At 65.7% G+C, this 23,587-nt stretch carries 22 protein-coding genes and 1 tRNA gene; 7 read left to right on the top strand and 16 right to left on the bottom strand.

The features are described 5' to 3' along the window. Positions 1–95 precede the first annotated feature (95 nt). The 12 genes from G394_RS0102095 to ahbB form a co-directional block, all read right to left on the bottom strand. A complete protein-coding gene (locus G394_RS0102095) occupies positions 96–3,080 on the bottom strand; it encodes an AIR synthase-related protein (protein ID WP_028576231.1) in 2,985 nt (994 codons plus the stop codon). A 20-nt stretch (positions 3,081–3,100) separates the two neighbouring features. After that, positions 3,101–5,602 carry a sensor domain-containing diguanylate cyclase gene (locus G394_RS19920; RefSeq protein WP_084435222.1) on the bottom strand — a complete coding sequence of 834 codons (2,502 nt, stop codon included), beginning with the start codon at positions 5,600–5,602 and terminating at the stop codon, positions 3,101–3,103. Between the two features lies 1 nt (position 5,603). Then, the gene (locus G394_RS0102085; protein ID WP_028576230.1) at positions 5,604–6,584 is read right to left on the bottom strand and encodes a polyprenyl synthetase family protein; all 981 of its coding nucleotides are present in this window, start codon (positions 6,582–6,584) and stop codon (positions 5,604–5,606) included. Further along, the gene (locus tag G394_RS17590; protein ID WP_043774500.1) at positions 6,581–7,372 is read right to left on the bottom strand and encodes a 1,4-dihydroxy-6-naphtoate synthase; all 792 of its coding nucleotides are present in this window, start codon (positions 7,370–7,372) and stop codon (positions 6,581–6,583) included. The genes G394_RS0102085 and G394_RS17590 overlap by 4 nt, the downstream gene beginning before the upstream one ends. Further along, positions 7,369–8,055 carry a futalosine hydrolase gene (gene mqnB, locus G394_RS17585; protein ID WP_084435220.1) on the bottom strand — a complete coding sequence of 229 codons (687 nt, stop codon included), beginning with the start codon at positions 8,053–8,055 and terminating at the stop codon, positions 7,369–7,371. Before mqnB ends, G394_RS17590 begins: the two co-directional genes overlap by 4 nt. A gap of 15 nt (positions 8,056–8,070) precedes the next feature. After that, positions 8,071–9,381, bottom strand: coding sequence for a nucleotide sugar dehydrogenase (locus tag G394_RS0102070; RefSeq protein ID WP_028576229.1), 1,311 nt, complete (start codon positions 9,379–9,381; stop codon positions 8,071–8,073). A 58-nt stretch (positions 9,382–9,439) separates the two neighbouring features. Beyond that, complete coding sequence (locus G394_RS0102065; protein WP_028576228.1) at positions 9,440–10,141, bottom strand: ubiquinone/menaquinone biosynthesis methyltransferase; 702 nt, start codon at positions 10,139–10,141, stop codon at positions 9,440–9,442. Next, positions 10,128–10,319 carry a hypothetical protein gene (locus G394_RS0102060; protein WP_028576227.1) on the bottom strand — a complete coding sequence of 64 codons (192 nt, stop codon included), beginning with the start codon at positions 10,317–10,319 and terminating at the stop codon, positions 10,128–10,130. Before G394_RS0102060 ends, G394_RS0102065 begins: the two co-directional genes overlap by 14 nt. A 192-nt stretch (positions 10,320–10,511) precedes the next feature. Then, positions 10,512–12,224, bottom strand: coding sequence for a hypothetical protein (locus tag G394_RS0102055; protein ID WP_028576226.1), 1,713 nt, complete (start codon positions 12,222–12,224; stop codon positions 10,512–10,514). A 182-nt stretch (positions 12,225–12,406) separates the two neighbouring features. Next, the gene (locus G394_RS0102050) at positions 12,407–12,835 is read right to left on the bottom strand and encodes a cytochrome c3 family protein (protein ID WP_028576225.1); all 429 of its coding nucleotides are present in this window, start codon (positions 12,833–12,835) and stop codon (positions 12,407–12,409) included. A gap of 105 nt (positions 12,836–12,940) precedes the next feature. Continuing rightward, on the bottom strand, positions 12,941–14,209 hold the full coding sequence (hemL, locus tag G394_RS0102045; protein WP_028576224.1) for a glutamate-1-semialdehyde 2,1-aminomutase: 1,269 nt from the start codon (positions 14,207–14,209) through the stop codon (positions 12,941–12,943). A 22-nt stretch (positions 14,210–14,231) separates the two neighbouring features. Then, positions 14,232–14,702 (bottom strand): siroheme decarboxylase subunit beta, encoded by a 471-nt coding sequence (ahbB, locus tag G394_RS0102040; protein ID WP_084435218.1) that lies wholly within the window; start codon positions 14,700–14,702, stop codon positions 14,232–14,234. 153 nt (positions 14,703–14,855) lie between these two features. Here ahbB and G394_RS0102035 point away from each other — a divergent pair, with 153 nt between their 5' ends. After that, positions 14,856–15,848 carry an NAD(P)H-dependent glycerol-3-phosphate dehydrogenase gene (locus G394_RS0102035; RefSeq protein WP_028576222.1) on the top strand — a complete coding sequence of 331 codons (993 nt, stop codon included), beginning with the start codon at positions 14,856–14,858 and terminating at the stop codon, positions 15,846–15,848. A gap of 3 nt (positions 15,849–15,851) precedes the next feature. Here G394_RS0102035 and G394_RS0102030 read toward each other — a convergent pair whose 3' ends face one another. From G394_RS0102030 to G394_RS0102015, 4 genes are all read right to left on the bottom strand, one after another. Then, a complete protein-coding gene (locus G394_RS0102030) occupies positions 15,852–16,244 on the bottom strand; it encodes a secondary thiamine-phosphate synthase enzyme YjbQ (protein WP_028576221.1) in 393 nt (130 codons plus the stop codon). Further along, positions 16,244–16,657, bottom strand: coding sequence for an ATP-binding protein (locus tag G394_RS17580; RefSeq protein WP_028576220.1), 414 nt, complete (start codon positions 16,655–16,657; stop codon positions 16,244–16,246). Before G394_RS17580 ends, G394_RS0102030 begins: the two co-directional genes overlap by 1 nt. A 2-nt stretch (positions 16,658–16,659) precedes the next feature. Continuing rightward, positions 16,660–17,781 carry a PP2C family protein-serine/threonine phosphatase gene (locus tag G394_RS0102020; RefSeq protein WP_028576219.1) on the bottom strand — a complete coding sequence of 374 codons (1,122 nt, stop codon included), beginning with the start codon at positions 17,779–17,781 and terminating at the stop codon, positions 16,660–16,662. A 74-nt stretch (positions 17,782–17,855) separates the two neighbouring features. After that, entirely contained in the window at positions 17,856–19,103 is a 1,248-nt protein-coding gene (locus G394_RS0102015) for a M48 family metallopeptidase (RefSeq protein WP_028576218.1), read from the bottom strand. Positions 19,104–19,223: 120 nt separating this feature from the next. On the opposite strand from G394_RS0102015, the gene G394_RS0102010 reads away from it, so the two are divergent. The 6 genes from G394_RS0102010 (at position 19,224) to pheS (ending at position 23,570) form a co-directional block, all read left to right on the top strand. After that, positions 19,224–19,298: transfer RNA gene (locus G394_RS0102010), tRNA-Val, on the top strand. Between the two features lie 56 nt (positions 19,299–19,354). Then, on the top strand, positions 19,355–21,289 hold the full coding sequence (gene thrS / locus G394_RS0102005; protein ID WP_028576217.1) for a threonine--tRNA ligase: 1,935 nt from the start codon (positions 19,355–19,357) through the stop codon (positions 21,287–21,289). After that, positions 21,273–21,794: a translation initiation factor IF-3 gene (gene infC / locus G394_RS0102000; RefSeq protein ID WP_028576216.1), complete on the top strand. Its 522-nt coding sequence runs from the start codon at positions 21,273–21,275 to the stop codon at positions 21,792–21,794. The genes thrS and infC overlap by 17 nt, the downstream gene beginning before the upstream one ends. Positions 21,795–21,896: 102 nt before the next feature. Next, a complete protein-coding gene (gene rpmI, locus G394_RS0101995; RefSeq protein WP_028576215.1) occupies positions 21,897–22,097 on the top strand; it encodes a 50S ribosomal protein L35 in 201 nt (66 codons plus the stop codon). A gap of 76 nt (positions 22,098–22,173) precedes the next feature. Next, a complete protein-coding gene (gene rplT / locus G394_RS0101990) occupies positions 22,174–22,527 on the top strand; it encodes a 50S ribosomal protein L20 (RefSeq protein WP_028576214.1) in 354 nt (117 codons plus the stop codon). Beyond that, complete coding sequence (gene pheS, locus G394_RS0101985; RefSeq protein ID WP_028576213.1) at positions 22,527–23,570, top strand: phenylalanine--tRNA ligase subunit alpha; 1,044 nt, start codon at positions 22,527–22,529, stop codon at positions 23,568–23,570. Before rplT ends, pheS begins: the two co-directional genes overlap by 1 nt. Positions 23,571–23,587: the final 17 nt, after the last annotated feature.

The following is a 23,587-nucleotide window of genomic DNA, read 5'->3' as shown; positions in this document are numbered from 1 at the left end:
ACGCGAGACGGGCGACCCATTGGGCCGCCCGTCTCGCGTTTACAACCTGTTGAATGGGGTGCAGGGGGCGCGCCCCCTGCCCGCCGGAGGCATGCTTAAAAATCCAACGTCTTCTTCCAAGCTACGGCCAAGTCTTCGACTGCGGAGCCGGCTAGGGTGGTGGCGCCTGCGCGCAGGGTGAGTTTGCCGTCGGCCGTGGTCTGTCCGATGGGGGCCAGGAAGTCGCCGGCGAAGAGGGCTTCGAAGGCGGCGCGGTTTTGGTCGGCCACGGTGACGACGAAGCGGCTGGCCGATTCGCTGTAGAGGCGTTGTTCGGGCAGGGGGCAGTCCAGGGCCGGAACCTTGTCGACGTCGATGTCGGCGCCGGTGCGGCCGGCCAGGGCCATTTCGGCCACGGCCACGGCCAGGCCGCCGTCGGAGACGTCGTGGGCCGCGGTCAGCAGGCCCGAGGTGATGGCCTGGTGCATGCGCTCGTAGCGGGTGCGGGCCGAGACGGCGTCGACCTGCGGCACGGCGCCGCACACGCCGAGGTGGTCGGCGTATTCGGAGCCGCCCATTTCGTTGCGCGTGAGGCCGAGGACGTAGACCGTCTCGCCGGGGCGTTTGAAGTCCGAGGTCATGGTCTTGGTGCAGTCGTCGATGACGCCCATGACGGAGAAGAGGACCGTGGGCGGGATGGAGATCTTGGTGCCGCCGCCGGTGTAGTCGTTCTTCATGGAGTCCTTGCCGGAGACGCAGGGCACGCCGTAGGCCAGGCAGTAGTGGGCCAGGGCCTGGTTGGCGCGGACCAGCTGGGCCAGCTTGTATTCGCCGTCCGGGGTCTTTTCGGACTGGACCGGGTCGCACCAGCAGAAGTTGTCCACCCCGGCCATGTGGCGGATGTCCGCGCCCGTGGCCACGGCGTTGCGTACGCCTTCGTCGATGGCGTTGGCCATCATCCAGTACGTGTCCAGGTCGGAGAGCTTGGGGCAGATGCCGTTGGCGATGACCAGGGCCTTGTCGCTGCCGAGCTGGGGGCGGACCACGGCCGCGTCGGCCGGGCCGTCGTTCTTGGCGCCGATGAGGGGCTTGACGACGCTGCCGCCCTGGACCTCGTGGTCGTACTGGCGGATGACGTATTCGCGGGAGCAGATGTTCAGGCGTCCGAGCATGGTCTGCAGGAACTCCTGGTGGTCAGCGATCCGGGCTTCGGGGGCCTGGCCGCAGCAGCAGGTCTGCGGGCGCTCCCAGGCGGCCTTGAGGCGCATCTGCGGGGCGCCGTCATGCAGGAAGGCCATGTTCAGGTCGGCCACGATCCTGTCGCCGTAGCGCACGTGCAGGTAGCCGGAGTCCGTGAAGCAGCCGAGGTCCGAGGCCTCCACGCCCATTTCCGCGGCCAGGTCCATGAAGGCCTGGAGGCTGGCGGGCGGCACGGCCAGGGTCATGCGCTCCTGGGCCTCGGAGACGAGGATTTCCCAGGGCCGCAGGCCGTCGTACTTGAGGGGCGCCTTGGCCAGGTCCATGTCGCAGCCGCCGCAGTCCTGAGCCATCTCGCCCACGGAGGAGCTGAGGCCCCCGGCGCCGTTGTCGGTGATGGCGTTGTAGAGGCCAAGGTCGCGGGCGCGCATGAGGAAATCGTACATGCGGCGCTGGGTGATGGGGTCGCCGATCTGCACGGCCGTGGCCGGCGAGCCCTCGTGCAGTTCCTCGGAGGAGAAGGTAGCGCCGTGGATGCCGTCCTTGCCGATGCGGCCACCGGTCATGATGATGCGGTCGCCGGGGAGGGCCTTCTTCTCGTGGCTCGGCCGGCCGGCCACGGTGGCCGGCATGGTGCCGACGGTGCCGCAGAAGACCAGGGGTTTGCCCAGGAAGCGCTCGTGGAAGACGATGGCGCCGTTGACCGTAGGGATACCCGACTTGTTGCCGCCGTGCTCCACGCCCTCGCGCACGCCCTCGAAGACGCGGCGCGGGTGCAGCAGGCGCGGTGGCAGCTCGCCTTCATGGAAGGGGGAGGCGAAGCAGAACACGTCGGTGTTGCACAGGAGGTTCGCGCCCATGCCCGTGCCCATGGGGTCGCGGTTCACGCCGACGATGCCGGTCAGTGCTCCGCCGTACGGGTCCAGGGCCGAGGGGCTGTTGTGCGTCTCGACCTTGATGCAGACGTTCATGTCGTCGCTAAAGCGGATGACGCCGGCGTTGTCCTTGAACACGGACAGGCAGAAATCGTCCTTGCCCATGCGTTCGCGGAGCTGCTTCGTGCTGCCCTGGATGAAGGTCTTGTAGAGGCTGTTGATCTCGGCCGTGGTGCCGTTCTCACGGTTCTCGTAGGAGATGCGCGAGCTGAAGATCTTGTGCTTGCAGTGCTCGGACCATGTCTGGGCCAGGCATTCGAGCTCGGCGTCCGTGGGCGCGGCGGGCAGGCCCTTGGCCTTGCGGTGGGCGACGACCTCGGGGCGGGCGTAGTAGTCCCTGATGCAGCGCATCTCTTCGAGGCTCAGCGCCAGGGTGTTCTCGCGGCTCAGGCGCATGAGGGTCTCGTCGTCCATGGCCGAGAGATCGACGGTCTCGACGGTATCCGAGGCCTCGCCGGTCACGGCCGCGGTGCGGGCCGGGAAGCCGGGGTTTGCGGCCCAGGATTGCCGGTCGGAGATCTGGAAACGCTGGATGAGCTCGTTGGCCAGGAGGTCTTTGGCGATATGCTCCACCTGATGGCGGTCCAGCTTGCCCGAGATCAGGTACTGGGTGGAGGTGTAGACGGCGATTTTGGCGTCCTTGTCCAGACCGAGCACGGTGCGCAGGGTCTCGCGGGCCGTGCGTCCTTCGTTGTCCGTCACGCCGGGCCGGAAGCCGACCTCGATGAGCCAGTCGAAATCCGAGGCGGCAGGAGTGGTCTGGGCCGTGTGCAGGGCCGGGTCGTGCAGGGCGCCGGCCTCGATGGCCTGGTCCGCCTGCGCCGCGGTCAGCCCTTCGACGGTGTAGACCCGGACGATCCGGACCTGATCCACGTGAAGTCCCAGTTCACCATGTATCTTGTGGGCCGTCTTGTTGCCCTGGGTATCTATGACTGCCTTGCGCAGAGCCACTTCGACTCGGATCGGCATGCTGTTCTCCTGGGTGGTGCTTAGTTTACTGGTGTGTTGGTCTGCAGATGCACAATGGCGTTTCCGCCCTGCGCCTTGGCCTGATAATTGGCTTTATCGCAGCGTTCAAGCAGGGAATGGGCCGTGTCCTCGGGCTCGAGCAGGCTCATGCCGATGCTCAGCGTCACGGAACCGTTGTGCAGGGTCTTGAATTCGTTCTGGATTCGCTCCGCCACGGTCAGCAGGCTCGCCGCGCTGGAGTTGCTCGAAATGATGACGAACTCGTCGCCGCCGAAGCGGCAGGGGAAGTCGAGGCCCTTGCGCAGCACGCTGCGCAGCAGCTGCCCGAGTTCCTTCAGGGCCTTGTCGCCGCCGTGGTGTCCGTAGGTGTCGTTGAAGACCTTGAACTTGTCGATGTCGAAGAAGATGAGCCCCAAGGACGTATCGGTGCGGCGGGATCTCGACAGTTCGCGTTCCAGCAGGGGCTGGAGGTGGTGGCGGTTGAAGACCTGGGTCAGGGAGTCGAACAGGGCCTGCTCCCGGATTTTGCGCTCCAGCCTGCGGATGGCGGAGATGTTGCGGCCGACGACGAGACCGTAATCGGCGCCGTGGGCAAACCGGGAAAAAACCAGCTCCAGCTGCAGGTGCTCGTCATCGAGGACGATCTGGACCTCGACGGCGTTCTGGCTCTGCTCCAGGAACTCCATATCCCAGGGCTCTTCCTGCAGGTTTATGGGCCGTGTCAGCGTGAAGAGGTTGCGGCCTTTCAGGAATGCGCCATGGCGTCCCGAGGCGAAGGTGATGACTCCCTTGCGGTCGGTGGTCATGACCAGATCCTGCATGGTGGACAGCAGGTTGTTCAGGAAGTCTCGCTGATGCAGGGCCTCGATTTCGTGGATGCGGATTTCGCTGAGATCCTGCACCACGGTCAGGACATTGGTTCGTGAGCCCTGGCGGATCTTGTAGCTTGAAAGGGCGAAGGGCGACGAAGGCGCATCGGATGGCCCCAGAGGGGCGTGTATGACGCAGTGGGTGCTTTGCGTGGGGTCGAGGAGGAACATGCGCCACCCGTGCCGGGCGCTCTGGAACTGTTCAAGCTGCATGCCCCCGCGCAGCCTGTCCTCGAGCTGGGCGGAACTGCCCAGGAAGCGGGCGAAAGTCGGGTTGGCGCGCAGAATGCGGCCGTCCGTATCGAGCAGGGCGACTCCGGTGGGCAGGATGTCGAGTAACTCCGCCTTGATCTCGAGCTGCGCCACCGTGGTGATCTGCCGCCACAGGCTCCGGGCCAGCAGTCTGGCGTAGAGGGCCGTCTCGGCCCTGGCCTGTCCCGGGCCCTGCAGGCCTGACAGCCGCAACTCGCCGGCCACGCCGTCCTCGGTCTCCAGGGGAACGGTGAACTCGCCGTGTGATTTGAAGTCGTTGATGGACTGCGCGACGGTCGGGCCGCTCACGCCGTCCTCGGCCAGGACGAAGCGCTCCCAGTGCTTGTTGGTCGGCGCGCCGAGGATGATCTCCCCCTTGCGGCAGTTCCAGTTCCAGCGCAGGTGCCGCCCGATGCAGGTCGCGATGGCCGCGTTGCCGCCGGTCAGCCCCTCGATCTCCTTGGCCTGGTAGTGGAAGTCCTGGATGGCCTGCAGGGAGTGGTCGTAGTAGCGGTTTTCCGGGGGCAGCTCCGTGATGTTCATGGCCGAGCACATTTCGGCGAAAAGCGACGAGCAGTGCTGCCGCAGGCCTTCGACACCCTCGGGGGGCAGCGCGCCGGCCTTCTTCAGCAGGAAGTGCAGCTGCGCGAGGCCGTCGGGGGCTGGGTCGGTGCGGAACTCCACCTCGGCCCAGCGGGTGCCGAAGATCACGGCCTGGGTCAGGGGCGGGTGGTCGAAGAGGTTTTCGAGGTCGTGGTGGGCGGTGATGGCCGCGACCATGTGCGCGGGGAAATTCCATTCGGCGAGGAGTTCGGCCGTCAGGGCGCAGTGATCCTCCGGCAGGCACTCCTGCCAGCACATGAAGGACGGTCCCGTGTTGACGAAGTCCGGCCGGGAAAGGAGCGGCCGCAGGTCTTCCGGGTAGCTGGCGGCGTAGAGGAGCAGGGACAGGTCCTTGACCAGGGCGCAGATGTATGCCGTCTCCGCTTCCTTGGGGCAGAGGCGCCGGGCGATGAGTTCCGCGCCCAGGGCCGCCCAGACGATGACCCGCCAGTTGGCGAAGGTGTCGAAGCCGTGCTTTTCCAGGGAGGCGTTCAGGTTCTTCTGCAGGGAGAGGGACAGGGCGATGCGCAGGATCTCGTTGTTGCCGAGGATGATGGCCGCGCGCTGGAGGTCCGAAATCTTGCTGGTCTGGCCGTAGTAGGGTGAGTTGACCAGGGAGAGGATGGCCGTGGCCAGGGCGGGGTCCGCCTTGAGGATGGAAGCGATGACCCCGAAATTCGGGTCGGGTTTGACCGCTTCCTGGAGGAGTCCGGCCGTGGCGGGGGAAAAGGTCGCTTTCAGGCTGGCACGCAACGAAGTCGTGAAATTGCGCGGAGGAAGGCGATCCTGTTGTGTCATGCTATTTGTCCCGCTTCAGCACGAAATCGATCATGGCTCCGAGGAGGTTTTTTTCCAGGCACACGGGTAGCACGTCCAGGGCCCGGCTGGCTAGTGCCAGGTAGGTTTTGGCCTCGTCGCGGGTCCGTCCGGCAAAGCCCCCGGTCACGATGTCGGCGATGATCCGGTCCTGCCTGTCAACGGGCAGGTCAGCTGCGGTCAGGTCCCGGACCGTGATGCTACGCTCGTTTGCGGGTAGGGATTCGAGGTACAGGAGCAGGGGCAGGGTGAACTTGCCCTCGCGCAGGTCGCCGCCCAGGGGCTTGCCCGAGGTGCCGGCCTCGGACGTGTAGTCCAGGGCGTCGTCCACGAGCTGGAAGGCGATGCCGAGGTTCAGGCCGAATGCTCTGGCCGCGACGCACTGGCGCTGCGAGGCCCCGGCGGCGATGGCGCCGAACTCGCAGGCCGACTGGATCAGGTAGGCCGTCTTGCCGGTGATGATCTCGAGGTATTCGGCCCGGCTTAAGCCCGCGTTGCGCACGGCGGCGATCTCCATGATCTCGCCGCTGGCCGTCTCCATGATGGCTTTGGAGATGCAGGATGTCAGGGCCGGGTTCCCGGTGCGGGCCACGATTTCGTTGGCCAGGGCCAGGAGGGCGTCGCCGGCCAGGATGGTCGGGGTGACGCCGAAGCGCATGTGGGCGGCCTGCCGGCCGCGGCGCAGGTCGGCGTTGTCCAGGATGTCGTCGTGCATCAGGGTGGCCGAATGCAGGAATTCCAGAGAGCTGGCCAGGGTGTACAGGTCGTCGCCCCTGAAATTCAGGGCGCGGGCGAAGAGGACGGTCAGCATGGGCCGCAGGCGCTTGCCGCCGGCGTCCATGACGTGCGCGGCCACGGGCCGGACCAGCGGGTGCAGGGCGTCTATCTCCCGCAGGATGGCGGCGTTGATGGCCGGAAGCTCCTTGAGGAAGGCGACCTTGAGTTGGGCGAAGGCGTCGTTCATGACAGATCCCGGAATGTTTGCAGCAAGTTGAGGGCGGCCTGGCCGTCTGGCCCCATGTCCAGACTGAAGTCGTTCACGTAGGCGGCAATATGTTGTTCGAGCGTGGCCTCGTCAAGCTCTCTGGCCATGGCTGCGATGAAAGGCATGACCGACGGCCTGTCCGACCGGGCGTGCAGGATGCTCGCGCGGATGCCGTCGGCCAGGGCCGCGTGGACGCTGTCGCCGAGCTCCCGTTTCGCCACGATGCAGCCCAAGGGCAGGGGCAGGCCCCCGGTCTCCTTGCGCCACCACTGACCGAGGTCCGTGTGCAGGGCCAGACCGTACCGGTCGTAGACCAGCGCCGTTTCGTGGATCAGCAGCCCCGCATCGACCTCGCCGGCCTGCACGGCGTCGACGATGGCGTGGAAGATCATGGGCACCGGCGTGAAGTTCCCGTGCAATGCCGCGTTCAGGACGCGCATGGCCGTGGTGTCCAGGCCGGGGACGGCGATCCGGCGGGGCTCGCCGCGGAAACCCTCACGGGTGACGAGCTTGGGGCCGTGCTCCAGGCCGAAGGCTCCGCCGCAGGGCAGGATGGCGTACCTGTCCTGCAGTCGCAGGGCCGCGGCGGCGCTGACCTTGACGACATCCCACGCGCCGCTCAGTGCGCCCTGGTTGAGCTCCTGTACGTCGTGCCAGAAAAAACGGCTGTCCCGGCCGGCGGGGGCGGGCGAGAGGCCCAGCACCCATGCTCCGAAAATGAAGGTGTCGTTGGGGCAGGGAGAGATGGCCACGGAAAGCGGGTTCATGCGGCAGCTCCGGTCAGGGTCGGCAGGACGGACTCCAGAGAGTCCAGGGCCAGGCGGAAGTTCCAGCGCGCCTTGTCGCGCACGCCGACGGGATTGGAGACGGTCCGCGCTTCAAGAAAGGGTATGCCCTTACGCCGCGCGGCCAGGGCCAGGCCAAAGCCCTCCATGTTCTCCGTGGCGGCGTCGTAGCGGGCCAGGAGGATCGCCGCGCGTTGCGGGTCGCCCGTCACGCCCGCCACAGTCAGGCTCGTGCCGCACGGCCAGCTTTCGGGGAGCCGCAGGCCCATGCTGCGGGCTGCGGCCGACGGGTCGAGCTCCAGGCGGTTGACTTGGGGCAGCGGCAGGTCCTGAAGCATCTGAAAACCGAAGGGCTCCTCGGCCCCGTCCGAGCTGTGCACGCCGTATTCGGGCCAGATCTCGGCGCTGGCCACGCAGATAGCGCCCAGAGATGCACGCGGGTCGAAGCTCCCGCAGATGCCCAGGTTGACGATGCCGGCCGCCGCGGGGTGGCGCTCCAGAAGCTCGCCCGCGCGCAGGGCCGCGGCCACCGGACCTACGCCCGTCACGCAGGCCAGGAAGTCGAGGCCCGCGAAGTCGAATCGCGTGTCCCCGTCCGGTTTGCGTCCCGTTCGGGTCATGACGTGACGGCATTCAAGCTCCGTCGCGCAAGCCAGGATGATCATCGTCGCCGCGCCCGCCTACAGCCGCCAGTACGTGAAGCGGCGCGACAGGGCGTCCCTGTTGAGGAACCCCTTGACATCGATGATTATCCCGGCGCCAGGGTTTCTGAACATGCCCGCCAGGCGTTCGGCGTCGAGTGACGCGAACTGGGCGTGGGAGACCGCGAGGATGACGGCGTCGAGGTCCTTCATGGCGTCAAGGGGGAGCAGGTCCACGCCGTACTCGTCCTTGGCCTCGGCGGCGTCTGCCAACGGGTCGTGGACCAGGACCTCCACGTGGTAGTCGGACAGTTCGTGGACGATGTCCTCCACGCGGCTGTTGCGCAGGTCCGGCACGTCCTCCTTGAAGGTCAGGCCCAGCAGGCCCACGCGCGCGCCCTTGATCTGGCAGCCGGCGCTGATCATGGCCTTGATGGTTTTCTCGGCCACGAACTTGCCCATGCCGTCGTTGATGCGGCGCCCGGCCAGGATGACCTGGGGGTGGAAGCCGATGGATTCGGCCTTGAAGGTCAGGTAGTACGGGTCCACGCCGATGCAGTGCCCGCCAACCAGGCCCGGCCGGAAGGGCAGGAAGTTCCATTTGGTGCCCGCGGCCCGCAGGACCTCGTTCGTGTCGATGTCCATGCGGTCGAAAATGAGCGCCAGCTCGTTCATGAGGGCGATGTTCAGGTCGCGCTGGGTGTTTTCGATGACCTTGGCGGCCTCGGCCACCTTGATGCTCGACGCGCGGTGCACGCCTGCCTTGACCACCGTGCCGTAGAAGCGGGCCAGGAGGTCCGCCGTGAGCTGGTCCTGGCCAGCCACGACCTTGACGATGCTTTCCAGGGTGTGCACGCGGTCGCCGGGGTTGATGCGCTCCGGGGAATATCCCACGGTGAAGTCGCGGCCGCACTTCAGGCCGGATTTCTGCTCCAGCAGGGGCACGCAGATCTCCTCGGTCAGGCCGGGGTAGACCGTGGACTCGTAGACCACGATGCTGCCGGGGCGCAGGTTCTCGCCCACCGTGGAGCTGGCCCCGACAACGGGCCGCAGGTCCGGCTTGCGGTTGCCGTCGATGGGCGTGGGCACGGCCACGACGACGACGCCCGCCTCGCGCAGGCGTGCGGGGTCGTCGGCGTAGTCGACCCGGGCCGTGGTCAGCCGGGCGGGTTCCACCTCGCGGGTGGAGTCCTGGCCGCTGCGCAGTTCCTCGATGCGTCGGCTGGAGATGTCGAAGCCGATGACGCGAAAGTGGTCTCCAAGGGCCACGGCCAGGGGCAGGCCCACATAGCCGAGCCCCACCACGGCAACGGGGGTTGCGCCGGATGCGATGTCGTCGAAGGTGATCATGATTCTTTATGCTTCAAGCGGATTATTGGGGTTTGCGGGCAGGCCTTCCGGGGTGCGTTCACTCCGGCTTCCTGGCCACATGGATGTACACGATCCCGGAGCTGAGGGCCTCATAGCCGACCTGGTCGAAGCCGGCTCCGGCGAGTTCGCCGGCCAGGGCCCGGGCATCAGGAAAGGCCAGGATGGTGTCGGCCAGGTATTGGTAGGCCTCTGGGCTCTTGGAGAAGAAGCGGCCGATGCGCGGGAGCACCGTGCCCAGGTAGAAGTTGTACAGGCCCTGCCAGATCCTGGCCTTGCCCGTGCCGAACTCCAGGATGCACAGGCGGCCGCCGGGGGCCAGCACGCGCAGGATTTCGCGGTAGGCGTCGGTCCTGGGCAGGATGTTGCGGATGCCGAAGGCGATGGTCACGGTGTCCACGCACCCGTCGGGCAGGGGCAGCGCGCGCCCGTCGGCCTGGACGGGCAGGATGGCCGGTTCCCCGACGATCTTGCTTTTGCCCTTGCAGAGCATGGCCCGCGAGAAGTCCAGGCTCAGTACCCGCAGTTCCGGGTGCTGCCGGCGGATCTCCCGGCTCACGTCGAGGGTGCCGGCGGCCAGGTCCAGCGCCGTGCGCGTGTCCCCGGGGCGGACGCAGCGTACCAGGCGGCGGCGCCAGTAGATGTCCTGGCCCACGCTCAGGAAGTGATTGAGGAAATCGTACCAGGCGGCGATGTTGTCGAAGAGGCCGGAAACCCGCTTCCCGTGGTCATTCGGATTCAACGGAGGCGTCCTTGTCTGTGGTCGGCGCAGGGCCCGTCTTGGTCACGGTGCGGTACACGTCGTCGTAAATGGGTTCGAAGTATTCGGAAAAATTGGAGGGGGAGATGCGTCCCACCTCGATGAACTTGACGACGATTTCCTTGGCGACCTGCAGGGCCTGCTTTTGGATCTGGTCCATGGCTTTCTCGCTGGTTGAACATGGGAACAAAAAAAAACCGCCCGGGGGGAATGGTGTCGACCTGCTTTGGGGAAACCGGGCGGTTCAAAAAAGAAGGAAAAACCCTGGAGCCCTCCCTTCATTGTTTTCAAAATTCCTAGCACGCCCCTTTTCGGGAGTCGAGAGCCGAAGGGGCGTCCCGGCCGGACGGGGTCAGGCCCCCAGTTCCTTGAGCAGGGCCTGGATCTCCTCACGGATGACGCGCCCCACAACGGCGGGCACCTGTTGCCGGACATGCGCTTCAAGCTCGGTCTTGAGTGCGTCCGGGGCGGGCATTGCCTCCAGCCTGGCGGCCAGGGCCTCGATCTCCTCACGCAGCCGCTCCTCGCCTTCGCGCAGGTCGGCCAGGTCGGCGTCCTTGCGGGCTATGGCCGCCTGTACGCCGGCTAGGCTCTGTTCCAGCCCCTGGGCCATGGTGCGCAGGGCGCCGAGCCCGCTTTCCAGTTCCTGCAGCGCCGGTGCGGTCGTCGAAGCCAGCTTGGCCAGGATTTCCGGCATGGCGTCGATCTGATTCTGCATGGCGAGGAGGTCCTGCTGCAGCTTGGCCGTTTCTTCGGGCTGCACCATGAGGGCGGACTTCGCCTCAACGGTGGCGAGAATCTCGTCGCGCAGGGCCCGGGCCAGGGGCAGGGCATCGGGAGAGTCGGGCAGCGCGGTCAGCACCTGCTCCGGGCTGATTTCCACGGTCGGTTCCGGCCGGGTCTCCAGGTCCGCGATGCGTGCCGAGAGCTCCGTGGCGCCTTGGCGGAGATCCGCCAGCTCCGGGTTCGAAGCCGCTGCGGCGAGCCTGTCGTCCACGGCCTGCATGATGCCGTCGCGCAGGGTCCGGGCCATGGGCAGGTCATCGGGGGAGTCGGGCAGCGCGGCCAGCACCTGTTCCGGGCTGATTTTCACGCTCGGTTCCGGCCGGGTCTCCAGGGCCGCGATGCGTGCCGAGAGCTCCGTGGCGGCTTGGCGGAGATTCGCCAGTTCCGGGTTCGAAGCCGCTGCGGCGAGCCTGTCGTCCACGGCCTGCATGATGCCTTCGCGCAGGGCCCGTGTCATGGGCAGGTCGTCGGGGGAGTCGGGCAGGGCGCCGAGCACCTGCTCCGGCCTGATTTCCGGCTCGGGCACGGGCCTGGCCTCCAGGGCGTCCAGCCGTGCGCTCAGGATTTCGAGTTCGGCCTGGGAAACGGACGGCTCCGGCTGTTCGGGAGCCGCGGCTGTCGGTTGCGCCGGCTCGGGCTGAAGTTCGACGGCCGTCTCGAATCGTGGGGTCACGGTTTCGATGTCGAGATCAAGGCCTTCCGGAGAGGGAAATATGGGCGCTTCCGCGGCCTTGATCGCCTGGCTGTCCGCAGGCGGGACCAGCACGGTTTCGGGGATGTCGGCCAGCAGTTCGTCGGTCAGTTCCAGAAGGTCCGGGGCCGAGTCGTCGGCGTCGAGTCCGGGGACCTCGAGGTCGAGATCGATGATCTCTTCGGTTGCGGGAATATCCGTCGCGACAGCCTGTCCCTGCGACTTTTCGTCCAGGAGCATGTCCAGGGAGTCCTGAGTCGAGTTGGCGTCGTCGAGCTGTAGCGAGCCGAAAAGATCATCCAGGTCGGAGAGGTCCGCCTGCGGCGATGCCGACTGCGCGGCCCTGGTCACGCCGGCCTGCCGGCTTTCGGCAGGGAGCGTGTCGAAAGGAATGTCCGTTTCGCCCGCATGGACTGCCTTCAGCGTGGAGTCCGTGTCGCGCAGGAGGTTGTCGAGTTCCTCGTCCAGGCTTCTGGCGTCCACCGCCCTGTCCATGGCGAAGTCGAGGCCCGGCGCCTCGGGCGCTCCTTCCTCCACGATGTCCGTGAGTTCCAAGATGTCGTCCGTCGGGTTGTGCGGTGTGTTCATGGCGAGATCCTTTCTTGACGTTGGGGCATCGGCATTTCCTAGCAGGAAGCGTCGGCAAGGGCAATGTACGGTGCGGGCTATCCGATTTCCCGCCGAAAAAAAAGCCCCTGCCGCAGGGTCTGCGGCAGGGGCGAACCAAAGGCCGGCCTTTGCTTGTGCTGATCGAAATTTCGGGTGCTACCCTACTTGGTGTGACACTTGCCACAGGCGGTGGGGCCGGTGGGCTTGTTTTCCTTCTTCAGAGCCTTGTGGCACTCGATGCACTGAGTGTGGAAGGCGTTCTCAACCAGCTTGACGTCCTTGGCGTTATCCTTGCCACGAGCCTCCAGAGAGTCGTGACAGCCGGCGGACGTGCACTGCTTGACCTTGCCGCCGTCGGCGTCAAGGGTGTGGTGACATTCCTTGCACTCCACGGCGGCGTGCTTGGAGTGCGGGAAGGCAACGGACTTCTGCAGAGCGCCGGGCTTGCCGTCCTTTTCCTTGGTCTTCATGCCTTCGGGGGCCTTGATGACGTAGTCATCCTTGGGGGCGTCGGCGGCGAACAGGACCGGGGCGGCGATCAGGGACAGGAGCGCCGCGCAGATCAGGCTCAACAACAGTGATTTTTTCATCCTCTTTCTACCTCCAGAAAGAAACGTTACAAAAAGCACAAGCTGGGACGTTTATATCGACGGTCTTGGTCTTCAGTCAAGGATGCCGAGAAATTGGGTTCCACTTCAGAACCTGACCCTCTTCGCGGCGTCCAAGGTGCGTTCCAGGTCTTCGTCGCTGTGGGCGAAGGACGTGAAGGCGCATTCGTAACCGGACGGTGCAAGATAGATGCCCTGCGCGCGCATCTGCTGGTAGTAGGAGACGAAAAGTCCGCTGTCGGCCGTCTGGGCCGATGGGAAGTCCGTCACCGGCGTTTCGGTGAAGAACAGGGTGAAGATGGAGGCGATGTGGTTGCGCGTGACCGGGACGCCCTTGCTGTGCAAAATGTTCTCGAGTTCCCGCGAAAAGGCCTCGGTGCGAACGGCCAGGGCCGCGTAGTCGCGGGACGCCAGGGCCTTCAGGGTGGCCAGGCCCGCGGCCATGGCCAACGGGTTCCCCGAGAGGGTGCCGGCCTGGTAGACGGTGCCGCTGGGCGCGATGTGGCTCATGATCTCGCGCTTGCCGCCGTAGGCGCCCACGGGCAGGCCGCCGCCGATGATCTTGCCCAGGCAGGTCAGGTCGGGGTCGATGCCGAAGGCCTGCTGGGCGCCGCCGAAGGCCACGCGGAAGCCCGTTATGACCTCGTCGAAGATCAGCAGCGCGCCGTAGGCCCGGGTCAGTTCGCGCAGACCTTCCAGGAATCCGGGCTTGGGCAGGACCATCCCCATGTTGCCGGCTACGGGCTCGACGATGACCGCCGCGATGTCGTGGCCGTGGTTCGCGAACAGGGTTTTGACGGCGTCCAGATCGTTGTAGTGGGCCAGGAGGGTGTGCTTGACCACGTCCTGGGGCACGCCGGGCGTACCGGGGATGGACTGCGTGGCCACGCCCGAGCCGGCGCTGGCCAGGAAGGCGTCGGCATGGCCGTGATAGCCGCCGTGAAATTTTATCACGCCGTTTCGGCCCGTGTACCCCCGGGCCAGGCGCAGGGCGCTCATGGTCGCCTCGGTGCCCGAGCTGACCATGCGGACCATGTCGATGCCCGGCACCGCGTCCACCACGGCCTGGGCCAGTTCGACCTCCAGGCGGCACGGCGCGCCGAAGCTCGTGCCGCCCTGGGCCGTGGCGGCGATGGCCGCGGCCACGTCGGGATGGTTGTGTCCCAGAAGCATGGGGCCCCAGGACATGACGTAGTCGATCAGCTCCTGTCCGTCCTCGGTCACGAGTTTGCTGCCCGAGGCCCTGGCGATGAAGAGCGGGTCGCAACTGACGCTGCGGCAGGCGCGCACGGGGCTGTTCACGCCGCCGGGGATGAGGGTCTGGGCTTTCTCGAAGAGTTCCTGGGATCTGGTCATGGGGCTTTCTCCAAATGCGGGGCTAAAAATATTCCATGGACGTCTTCTTCAGCTCCTTGATGCTGAAGAGCATTTCGTACTGCGTCACGCCGGTCTGCTCCACGAGCTCGCGCACGACCTGCATGCAGTCGTCGCGGCTCTTGCCGTGGATCATGGTGTACATGTCGTAGGGCCAGTCCATGCAGTTGGGGCGCAGGTAGCAGTGGGAAATCTCCGGGCGCCGGGCCATGATGCGGCCCACCTCGTCAGGGTCGAAGCCCTCCTCGATGTACCAGGCGACCATGGCGTTGAAGCCGTACCCGGCCTGCTGATGGCGCAGGGTGGCGCCGAAGCGGCGGATCTGGCCGCCTTTCTTCAGTTTCTTGAGCAGTTCGAGGACTTCCTCCTCGGTGCCGCCGGCCTGGCGGGCGATGTCCGCGTAGGGGGTGGCGCTGTCGGGCAGGGTGTCCTGGACGATGCGTAGGATTTCGTGTTCGGTCTGGGTGAAATGCACGGCTATTCCTCGTGTTGCGCCGGAGGCTTCCGGTCATGTTTCGAGGTCGCTCCTTACCCGTTTCGCCATATGCTGACAAGAGGACCCTTTACAGAAACGGGCGCATCCTCGATAGTGCCGTCTTGCCGACATCGAGGAAACCTGGAGGGTTGCGTGAACGTCGCGGTGCTTGGAGGAGGAAGCTGGGGCACGGCCCTGGCCAACGTGCTGGCCCGGAAAGGGGAGGACGCGTGCCTGTGGACGCGCAGGGAAGACGCGGCGCGGGAAATCGTCGAGTCCGGCACCAACTCCCGCTATCTCCCGGGGCAGGCCTTGTGCCGGGACCTGCGGGCCAGCGCGGACCTGGCGGCCGTGCTCAAGGACGCCCGGTGCGTCGTGCTGGCCGTGCCGTGCCAGAACCTGGGCGCTTTCCTGCGCGAAAACAGGGCGCTGTTCCCCGCGGGCGCCGGTTTCGTCTGCGCCAGCAAGGGCGTGGAGCTGGGGACGTTCCGCACCATGGGCCAGGTGGTCGCGGCCGAGCTTGCCGGCCTTGATCCCCGGTACGCGGTGCTTTCGGGACCGTCCTTCGCCACGGAGGTTGTGGCGGGCCTGCCCACGGCCGTGACCCTGGGCTGCGCGGATGCGGATCTGGCCGACCGGGTGCAGACCCTCTTTTCCACCGAGACCTTCCGCGTCTACGTCAACGCCGACGTCACGGGCGTGGAGCTGGGCGGGGCGGTCAAGAACATCATGGCCATCGCCTCGGGCATCTCCGATGGCCTGGGCTTCGGCCAGAACGCGCGCGCGGCCCTCATCACCCGCGGCCTGTCCGAGATGTCGCGCCTGGGCGCGGCCCTGGGCGCCAACTCCGCCACCTTCATGGGCCTCTCGGGCATGGGTGACCTGGTCCTGACCTGCACGGGCGACCTGAGCCGCAACCGCCGCGTCGGTCTGGCCATCGGCCGCGGGCAGACCCTCGACGAGATCCTGGGGGGCATGCACAACGTGGCCGAAGGGGTCAAGACGACGGAAGCCGTGTTCGCCCTGGGCCGCAAGCTCGGCATCGAGCTGCCCATCACCGGGCAGGTGCATGCGGTGCTCTTCGAGGGCAAGAACCCGGCCGAAGCCGTGCGCGAGCTGATGACGCGACCTTTGCGCGAGGAGTGAGGGTCAGGACAGGATCGTGACCTGGAGGGTGCGCCTGCGGGGCCCGTCGAACTCCCCGAGGAAGACGTGCTGCCAGGTCCCGAGCACGAGTCGCCCCCGCTCGACGATGATCTGCACCGACGAGCCCAGGAGCGTGGCCTTGATGTGCGCGTCGGAGTTCCCTTCGGCGTGGCGGAAGCCCGCGTGCCTCGGCACCATGACCCGCAGATGGGCCAGGATGTCCCGGCAAACGTCGGGGTCGGCCCCTTCGTTGATGGTCAGGCCCGTTGTCGTGTGCGGCGTGTAGACCGTCATGAGCCCGGACTGCGCGCCGGACTCCCGCAGCAGTTCCTCCAGGCGGCCGGTGATGTCGATCATCACCTCCCTGGCGTCGGTCTCCACCTGAAAGCTGTGCATCACTCCCTCCGGTATTCAAGTCTCAGGGCGTTGCCCCGGTCGTTGTAACTGACGGCGCGGGCGTAGTTGCGGTAGATTTCGTGCCCCCGCCCGCGGATGTCGTCGACGCCGCTGCTGACCTGCATGTGTCCCTGCCAGTCGAAGCCCGGTCCCTGGTCCTCCACTTCCAGATCGTACCCTCCGTCCGTGGCGGTGAACCTGAAGGATACCCGCTTGGCCGGGTCCAGTCCGTTGCCGTGGATCATGGCGTTGTTTAGGGCCTCCCTCGCCAGGAGGGAGACGGCGAAGAGGTGTCCCTGCTCCCCGCGCTCCTCCAGGAAGAGCCGGATGCGCTCCACGCAGAGGTCGACGTTGCTCAGGTCCGTGTCCATCTCCAGATCGAAGCCGTGGTGCAGGGGCGTGAAGTCGAACATGTTCAGACCTCCAGGGCCAGCAGGATGGTGTCGTCCCCGCGCGGCGCGCCGGGGGGAACGAGGGCGGCGTGGATTGCCTCCACGGCCCGGGCCATTGGCAGGCCGCGATGGGCGGCGCAGGTCGCGGTAAGGCGTTCCAGGCCTTCCTCCCGGGTCATCTTTTCGTCGCCGAAGCCCTCGATGAGTCCGTCGGTGTACATGAAGAGCCGGTCGCCCGGGTTCACGGGAATGGACAGGGCTTCGAACAGGACCGAGTCGAACACGCCGAGCAGGTCCCCCGTGGCCTGGAGGGTCTCCACGCCGCCGTCGGCGCGCAGCAGGACCGGGGCGGGGTGGGCGGCGTTGACGTAGTGCAGGGTGCGCTGTTCGCGGTTCAGGCGGGCGAACCCCGCCGTGATGTGGGTGCCGCCGGTCAGGATGCGGCACAGGACGCTGTTGATCATGGTCAGGCTCTCGGACGGGGAGGTGACCACGTTGCAGTTCTGGCTGAAGAGGGCCTTCAGGGCCGAGGTCACGTAGGACGTGCCCAGGTCGTGCCCGCTGACATCGGCCACGATGTAGTCGAAGGACGCGCCGCCCACGCGCAGAACGTCGTAGAAGTCGCCACCCGCCTCCAGGACTGGCTCGAAGTGCACGGCGAAACCCGCCTCGGGCAGGTCGCCGGGCTGGACCAGGAGGGCCTGCTGGGCGTCCTGGACCTGGGCCAGGCGCTGGGCCTGGGCTTCGATCAGGGCCTTGTAGGTCAGCCGCAGCTTGAGGTGCACCTTGACCCGCGCCAGGACCTCGGCCTTCTCGAAGGGTTTGGACACGAAGTCCACGCCGCCGACTTCCAGGCCGCGGACCTTGCTGGAAGTGTCCGTCAGGGCCGAGATGAAGATGACGGGGATGTCCGAGGTCCGGGGGTCGTGCTTGAGCAGTTCGCAGGTGACGTAACCGTCCTCGCCGGGCATGAGCACGTCGAGGAGGATGAGGTCCGGCGACTGCTCCAGGGCCGCGGCGCGCGCGGCCGGTCCGCTGGTGGCCGAAATGGTGCGGTAGCCGCCTTTGGTAAGCACGATGTCGAGCAGCTTGATGTTCAGCGGTTCGTCGTCGACGATCAGGATGCAGGGTGTCGTGTCATTCACGGTGCGCGCCTGGCTTGGGGTGGAGTGCATGGCAGCGTGGATAGCCGAAATCGGCGGAATTGCAAAGACGGCCGTCACTTGCGCGCGGATTTGCCGGAGTCTGCCAGGGCCGCGATCCTCGCGCCCAGCGGGGGATGGCTGTAATGAAAGAAGACGTACCAGGGGTGCGGGGTGAGGTTGGCCAGGCTCTGGCTGGATATCTTCTTCAGGGCGCGGACCAGGGGCTCGGGCGAGGGGAGGTGCGCCGCGGCGAAGCTGTCGGCCTCGAATTCGCGGCGGCGCGAGAGCCCGGCGAAGAATGGTGTCAGCACCAGCGACACCGGGGAATACAGCAGGAGGAAGAAGACCAGGCCCGCGTGCACGGGCATGGCGGTCATGCCGAAGGCCTCGTACAGTCCCGGCAGGGTGATCGCCTGGCCCATCAGGGTGAGGAGCAACCCCGTCTGCAGGATGGACAGGACGAGCCCCCTGGTGATGTGCCCCAGGCGGTAGTGTCCGATTTCGTGGGCCAGGATGGCCTCGATCTCGTCGGCCTCATGGGCCGCCAGCAGCGTGTCGTAGAGGGCGATGCGCTTGGTGCGTCCCAGGCCCGTGAAGAAGGCGTTGGCCTTGGTGGACCGCTTTGATCCGTCCATGACGAAGACGCCGCCGAGGTCGAAACCCGTGCGCCGGGCCAGGTCCCGCAGCCTGTCCAGCAGATTGCGGTCCTCGAGGGGCGTGAAGGTGTTGAAGAGGGGCATGATCAGGGAAGGCGCGAGGAAGGTCAGGGCAACGGAGAAGATCGTCGTGACCGCCCAGCACAGCGTCCAGGCCCATGGACCGAAGGACGAGAAGAGCCAGAGCACCGCGGCCAGCAGGGTCAGGCCCAGGGCGGCGGCCAGGAGGTACCCCTTGAGCCTGTCCAGAATGAAGGTGCCTGGCGTGGTGGTGTTGAAGCCGAAGCGGGCCTCGAGCACAAAGGTCCTATATATGGAGAAGGGCAACCCCAGCAGTTCCGAGCCGGCGAAGAGCAGGCAGAAGAAGGCCAGTCCTGTCAGGATGTCGCTGTCGCCGATGCGGGCCAGTCGGTCGGCCAGGGGAAAGCCCCCCGCCAGGATGAAGGCCAGGGTGGCCGCCGTGCCTACGGTCTGCTCGATCATGTCCCATGCGCCGCGGGCGCGGGCGTAGTCCTGGGAGCGGCGGTAGGCCTGCGGGTCGTGGACGTCGGCGAGCAGAGGTGGGGCGGACGGGGCGAGGGATTGGAGGTTGAGCCACTCAAGGAAGAGGCTCCAGCCTGCGCCCAGGATGACGGAGGAGAGGACGATGATGAGATATGGGTTCATTGCGGCTCCGTGGATGTTGACCGGTGGGCCTGCGATGGCAGTTCCGAAAAAAAATCGCAAGACGTGAAAAAAGAGTGTTGACATGCTCGCAAATGCGGGGATATATGCGGCTCTCCATTTAGGCGCGTAGCTCAGTGGGAGAGCACTTGCTTGACGTGCAAGGGGTCAGGAGTTCGACCCTCCTCGCGCCTACCAAAAAAGAACTCATAGGGAGGCTCAAGCCTCCCTATCGTGTTTGTGAGGCAAGGCATATGGCTCAGATTCAGGGACAGGACATCGAGATCCAGGCGGGGCAGACCTGCGCCGACGCGCTGCGCGGCGTGCTTTCCGGCAAGAAGATGAAATCCGTGGTTGCGTGCGAATGCGACGGAATCCTCGTCGATCTGGCGCAGACCGTGCCGGCCGGGACCGCGACCCTGGAGCCCGTGTTCCTCGAAACCCCCAAGGGCCTGGCCGTCCTGCGCCACAGCGCCGCCCACGTCATGGCCGAGGCCGTGAAGGAGCTTTTCCCTTCCGCCAAGGTCACCATCGGCCCGGACATCGAAAACGGCTTCTACTACGATTTCGATTACGAGCGCCCTTTCACTCCCGAGGACCTGGAGCAGATCGAGGAGCGCATGCGCGCGTCCGTGGCCGCCAACCGCCCCTTCTCCCGCGAGGAGATGAGCGCGAGTGAGGCCAAGGCCCTGTTCGCCTCCATGGGTGAAACCTACAAGCTCGAAATCATCGACGACCTCGGCGCGGACCGCGTGTCCGTGTACCGCCACGGCGACTTCGCCGACCTCTGCCGTGGCCCGCACCTGCCCTCCACGGGTTTCCTGCAGGCCGTGAAGCTGACCTCCGTGGCCGGCGCCTACTGGCGCGGCGATTCCTCCCGCCCCATGCTGCAGCGCATCTACGGTACGGCCTTCGCCACTCCCAAGGACCTGAAGGCCCACCTGGCCATGATCGAGGAGGCCAAGAAGCGCGACCACCGCAAGCTCGGCCCCCAGCTCGACCTTTTCAGCTTCCACGAACGTGGCGGCGCGGGCATGGCCTACTGGCACCCCAAGGGCGGCCTGTTGCGGACCATCCTCGAAGATTTCGTGAACAAGGAAATGATCCGCCGCGGCTACGGCATCGTGCGCACCCCCCAAATTTTGAAGCGCGACCTGTGGGAGACCTCCGGGCACTACGCCAACTACCGTGAGAACATGTACTTCACGGAGATCGACGAGGTCCCCTACGGCGTGAAGCCCATGAACTGCGTGGCGCACATGCTCATCTACAACACGAGCCAGCGCAGCTACCGCGACCTGCCCGTGCGCCTCTTCGAGTTCGGCGTGGTGCACCGCCACGAGCTTTCGGGCGTGCTGCACGGCCTCATGCGCGTGCGCCAGTTCACCCAGGACGACGCCCACATCATCTGCCGTCCGGATCAGCTCCAGGACGAGATCAAGGGTGTCATGGCCTGGATCCAGGACCTCATGGGCGTGTTCGGGTTCGAATACACCATGGAGATTAGCACCCGCCCCGAGAAGTCTATCGGCTCCGACGAGGACTGGGAGCGGGCGACGGCCGCCCTCATGGACGCCATGAACGAAATGGGCCTGCCCTACGCCATCAACGAGGGCGACGGCGCCTTCTACGGACCCAAGATCGACGTCAAGCTGCGCGACTGCCTGGGCCGCCTGTGGCAGTGCTCGACCATCCAGGTCGATTTCACCTTGCCGGATCGTTTCGACTTGGTATACGTGGGCGAAGATGGCGAACGGCACCGGCCTGTCATGGTGCACCGCGCCATCATGGGGTCGGTGGAGCGGTTCATCGGCATCCTCACGGAACATTTCGCCGGGGCCTTCCCGGCTTGGCTCGCGCCCGTGCAGGCCCGCATCCTGACCGTGACCGACAGCCACAACGAATTTGCCCGTTCGTGCCAGGAAGCGTTGCGGCGCGAAGGGGTGCGCGTGGAACTGGATCTGCGCAACGAGAAGCTCGGGTACAAGGTGCGCGAGGCCCAGCTGGAGAAGATTCCGTACGCACTTGTCATCGGTGATCAGGAAGTCGAGCAGGCCAGCGTCAATGTGCGCGCGCTCGGCGGCACCAATCTGGGTGCCATGCCCATCAATGCCTTCGCCGCCCTGTTGCGGGAAGAGTGCGAGAAACCCTTTAAAAATGGAGGAATGAGATATTCTTTCAGCTGCTAAGGCCCGCCGGAACAAGCAAATCAGGGCCAAGGAAATCCGGGTTGTAGGAGATGACGGGAACCAGTTGGGCATCATGAGCGTGCCCGAGGCTCTGGAACGTGCCGAACAATTGGGTCTTGACCTGGTCGAGGTGGCGCCAAACGCCAAGCCGCCGGTCTGCAAGATCATGGACTACGGCAAGTATCTCTACGAGGAAAAGAAGAAGTCCCAGGAAGCCAAGAAGCGCCAGACCCAGATTCAGGTCAAGGAAATCAAGTTCCGGCCGCACACCGACGACCACGACCTGATGACCAAGGTCAAGCACATCCGCCGCTTCATCGAAGACGGGGACCGTTGCAAGGTCACGGTCTTTTTCCGTGGGCGCGAGATGGCGCACAAGGATCGCGGACAGGTCATCCTGGACCGGGTGGTCGAAATGCTCGCCGATGTGGCCAAGGTCGAGCAGACTTCCCGTGTCGAAGGCCGGACCATGTTCCTGCTGCTGGCAGGGCTTCCCAAGAAATAGGCTCCCTTCCCGCCCCCAAAGAAAAATTTCCCGCCGTTTTGGCGGGAGGGAGCAGTATTGCCGGCCGCTCACGCGGCCATACGAGTCGTCCGAGGAGGAACTATGTCAAAGGTCAAGACCAACAGAAGTGCAGCCAAGCGTTTTCAGGTCACGGGCAGCGGCAAGGTGAAGAGAAGCCATGCCAACATGCGCCACATCCTGACCAAGAAATCCGCGAAGCGCAAAAGACAGCTGCGTCAGTCCACCACGGCTGCCCAGTCCTGTGTTGCCGCCATTCGCCGCTTGGTCCCGTACATTTTCTAGTTTCCGGCATCGGGCCGGAGCCTCAGCTCAGCGCATAGTCTTTTCCCACTATGCCTGACATTGAAAGGAGAACACCATGAGAGTCAAAAGAGGAAAAACAGCCCACAGAAGGCACAAGAAGTTTCTGACCCTTGCCAAGGGCTACCGCGCAGGCCGCAGAGTCCTGTACCGCACCGCCCGCGAAACCGTCGAGCGCGCCTTATGTTTCGCCTACCGCGACCGGAAGCAGAAGAAGAGAGCCTTCCGCAAGCTGTGGATCGTGCGCATCAACGCCGGCGTGCGCCAGTACGGCCTGACCTACAACCGCTTCATGCACGGCCTGAAGCTCGCCGAGATCAATCTCAACCGTAAGGCCCTGGCCGACATGGCTGTCTATGAAAAGGACGCCTTCGCCAAGCTGTGTGAAATGGTAAAATCCAAGGCGAACTAGTGGCTCACGATATCACTTGCAAGCTGGAAAGCCTGGTCCCGGAGCTGACTGAAGCCCTGGGCCAGGCTTCTTCATTGGAAGAGTTGGAGGAACTGCGCGTCCGCTTTCTTGGCCGCAAGGGCCTCCTGGCCGACCTCATGTCCGGGCTGACGGCGCTTTCGCCCGAGGAACGCCCGGCCGCAGGCAAGGCCGCCAACCAGGTCAAGACCGCAATGACCTCCCTGTGGGAGGATCGGCTGGCCGCCCTCAAGGCGCGCGAACAGGAGAAGGCCCTGGGCGCCTTCGACCCCTCGTTCCCGTCCTGGCAGCCGGACCTGGGTTCCCTGCACCCCGTGACCCGCGTGACCCGCGAGATCTGCGCGGTCTTCACCGGCCTGGGTTTCGAGGTCGTGTCCGGTCCCGAGGTCGAGAACGACTTCAACAACTTCGAGGCCCTGAACCTCCCGCCCGAGCACCCCGCCCGGGACATGCAGGACACCCTCTACATTTCCGACTCCATCCTGCTTCGCACCCATACCTCGCCCCTGCAGGTGCGGACCATGCTGGCCCGCAAACCGCCTCTGGGCGTTGTCGCGCCGGGCAAGGTCTACCGCCGCGACTCGGACATCACGCACACCCCCATGTTCCATCAGGTCGAAGGGCTGCTCGTGGACACGAACGTGACCATGGCCGACCTGCGCGGCATCCTCACGGCCTTTGTCCAGACCGTGTTCAGCCATGACACCAAGGTCCGCTTCCGGCCGAGCTTCTTCCCCTTCACGGAGCCCAGCGCCGAGGTGGACATCAGCTGCGTCATCTGCGGCGGCAAGGGCCGCGTGAACGGCGAGCCCTGCCGCGTGTGCAAGGAGACGGGCTGGGTGGAGATCCTGGGCTGCGGCATGGTCGACCCGGCCGTGTTCGAGAAGGTCGGGTACGACCCGGAAGTCTACACCGGCTTCGCCTTCGGCCTCGGGGTGGAGCGCATCGCCATGCTCAAGTACGGCATCGGCGACCTGCGCATGTTTTTCGAGAACGATCTGCGCTTCCTCCGGCAATTCGCCTGAGCGACATAGGGTTTCAC

The sequence above is a fragment of the Desulfomicrobium escambiense DSM 10707 genome (genome assembly GCF_000428825.1).
Lineage (GTDB): Bacteria > Desulfobacterota > Desulfovibrionia > Desulfovibrionales > Desulfomicrobiaceae > Desulfomicrobium > Desulfomicrobium escambiense.
The sequence above is the reverse complement of the archived record's forward strand: the minus strand, read 5'-3'. Positions and strand labels throughout refer to the sequence as shown.

What these genes read in the sequence shown, in the direction of transcription:
- G394_RS17580 (WP_028576220.1), bottom strand. Translation starts at nt 16,657, where the DNA reads ATGTTCGACTTCACGCCCCTGCACCACGGCTTCGATCTGGAGATGGAC.
- G394_RS0102050 (WP_028576225.1), bottom strand. Translation starts at nt 12,835, where the DNA reads ATGAAAAAATCACTGTTGTTGAGCCTGATCTGCGCGGCGCTCCTGTCC.
- mqnB (WP_084435220.1), bottom strand. Translation starts at nt 8,055, where the DNA reads ATGATCATCCTGGCTTGCGCGACGGAGCTTGAATGCCGTCACGTCATG.
- G394_RS17590 (WP_043774500.1), bottom strand. Translation starts at nt 7,372, where the DNA reads ATGAACCCGCTTTCCGTGGCCATCTCTCCCTGCCCCAACGACACCTTC.
- G394_RS0102015 (WP_028576218.1), bottom strand. Translation starts at nt 19,103, where the DNA reads ATGAACCCATATCTCATCATCGTCCTCTCCTCCGTCATCCTGGGCGCA.
- rplT (WP_028576214.1), top strand. Translation starts at nt 22,174, where the DNA reads ATGAGAGTCAAAAGAGGAAAAACAGCCCACAGAAGGCACAAGAAGTTT.
- G394_RS0102030 (WP_028576221.1), bottom strand. Translation starts at nt 16,244, where the DNA reads ATGCACAGCTTTCAGGTGGAGACCGACGCCAGGGAGGTGATGATCGAC.
- G394_RS0102095 (WP_028576231.1), bottom strand. Translation starts at nt 3,080, where the DNA reads ATGCCGATCCGAGTCGAAGTGGCTCTGCGCAAGGCAGTCATAGATACC.
- G394_RS0102070 (WP_028576229.1), bottom strand. Translation starts at nt 9,381, where the DNA reads ATGATCACCTTCGACGACATCGCATCCGGCGCAACCCCCGTTGCCGTG.
- rpmI (WP_028576215.1), top strand. Translation starts at nt 21,897, where the DNA reads ATGTCAAAGGTCAAGACCAACAGAAGTGCAGCCAAGCGTTTTCAGGTC.
- hemL (WP_028576224.1), bottom strand. Translation starts at nt 14,209, where the DNA reads ATGACCAGATCCCAGGAACTCTTCGAGAAAGCCCAGACCCTCATCCCC.
- G394_RS0102085 (WP_028576230.1), bottom strand. Translation starts at nt 6,584, where the DNA reads ATGAACGACGCCTTCGCCCAACTCAAGGTCGCCTTCCTCAAGGAGCTT.
- G394_RS0102055 (WP_028576226.1), bottom strand. Translation starts at nt 12,224, where the DNA reads ATGAACACACCGCACAACCCGACGGACGACATCTTGGAACTCACGGAC.
- G394_RS19920 (WP_084435222.1), bottom strand. Translation starts at nt 5,602, where the DNA reads ATGACACAACAGGATCGCCTTCCTCCGCGCAATTTCACGACTTCGTTG.
- G394_RS0102060 (WP_028576227.1), bottom strand. Translation starts at nt 10,319, where the DNA reads ATGGACCAGATCCAAAAGCAGGCCCTGCAGGTCGCCAAGGAAATCGTC.
- thrS (WP_028576217.1), top strand. Translation starts at nt 19,355, where the DNA reads ATGGCTCAGATTCAGGGACAGGACATCGAGATCCAGGCGGGGCAGACC.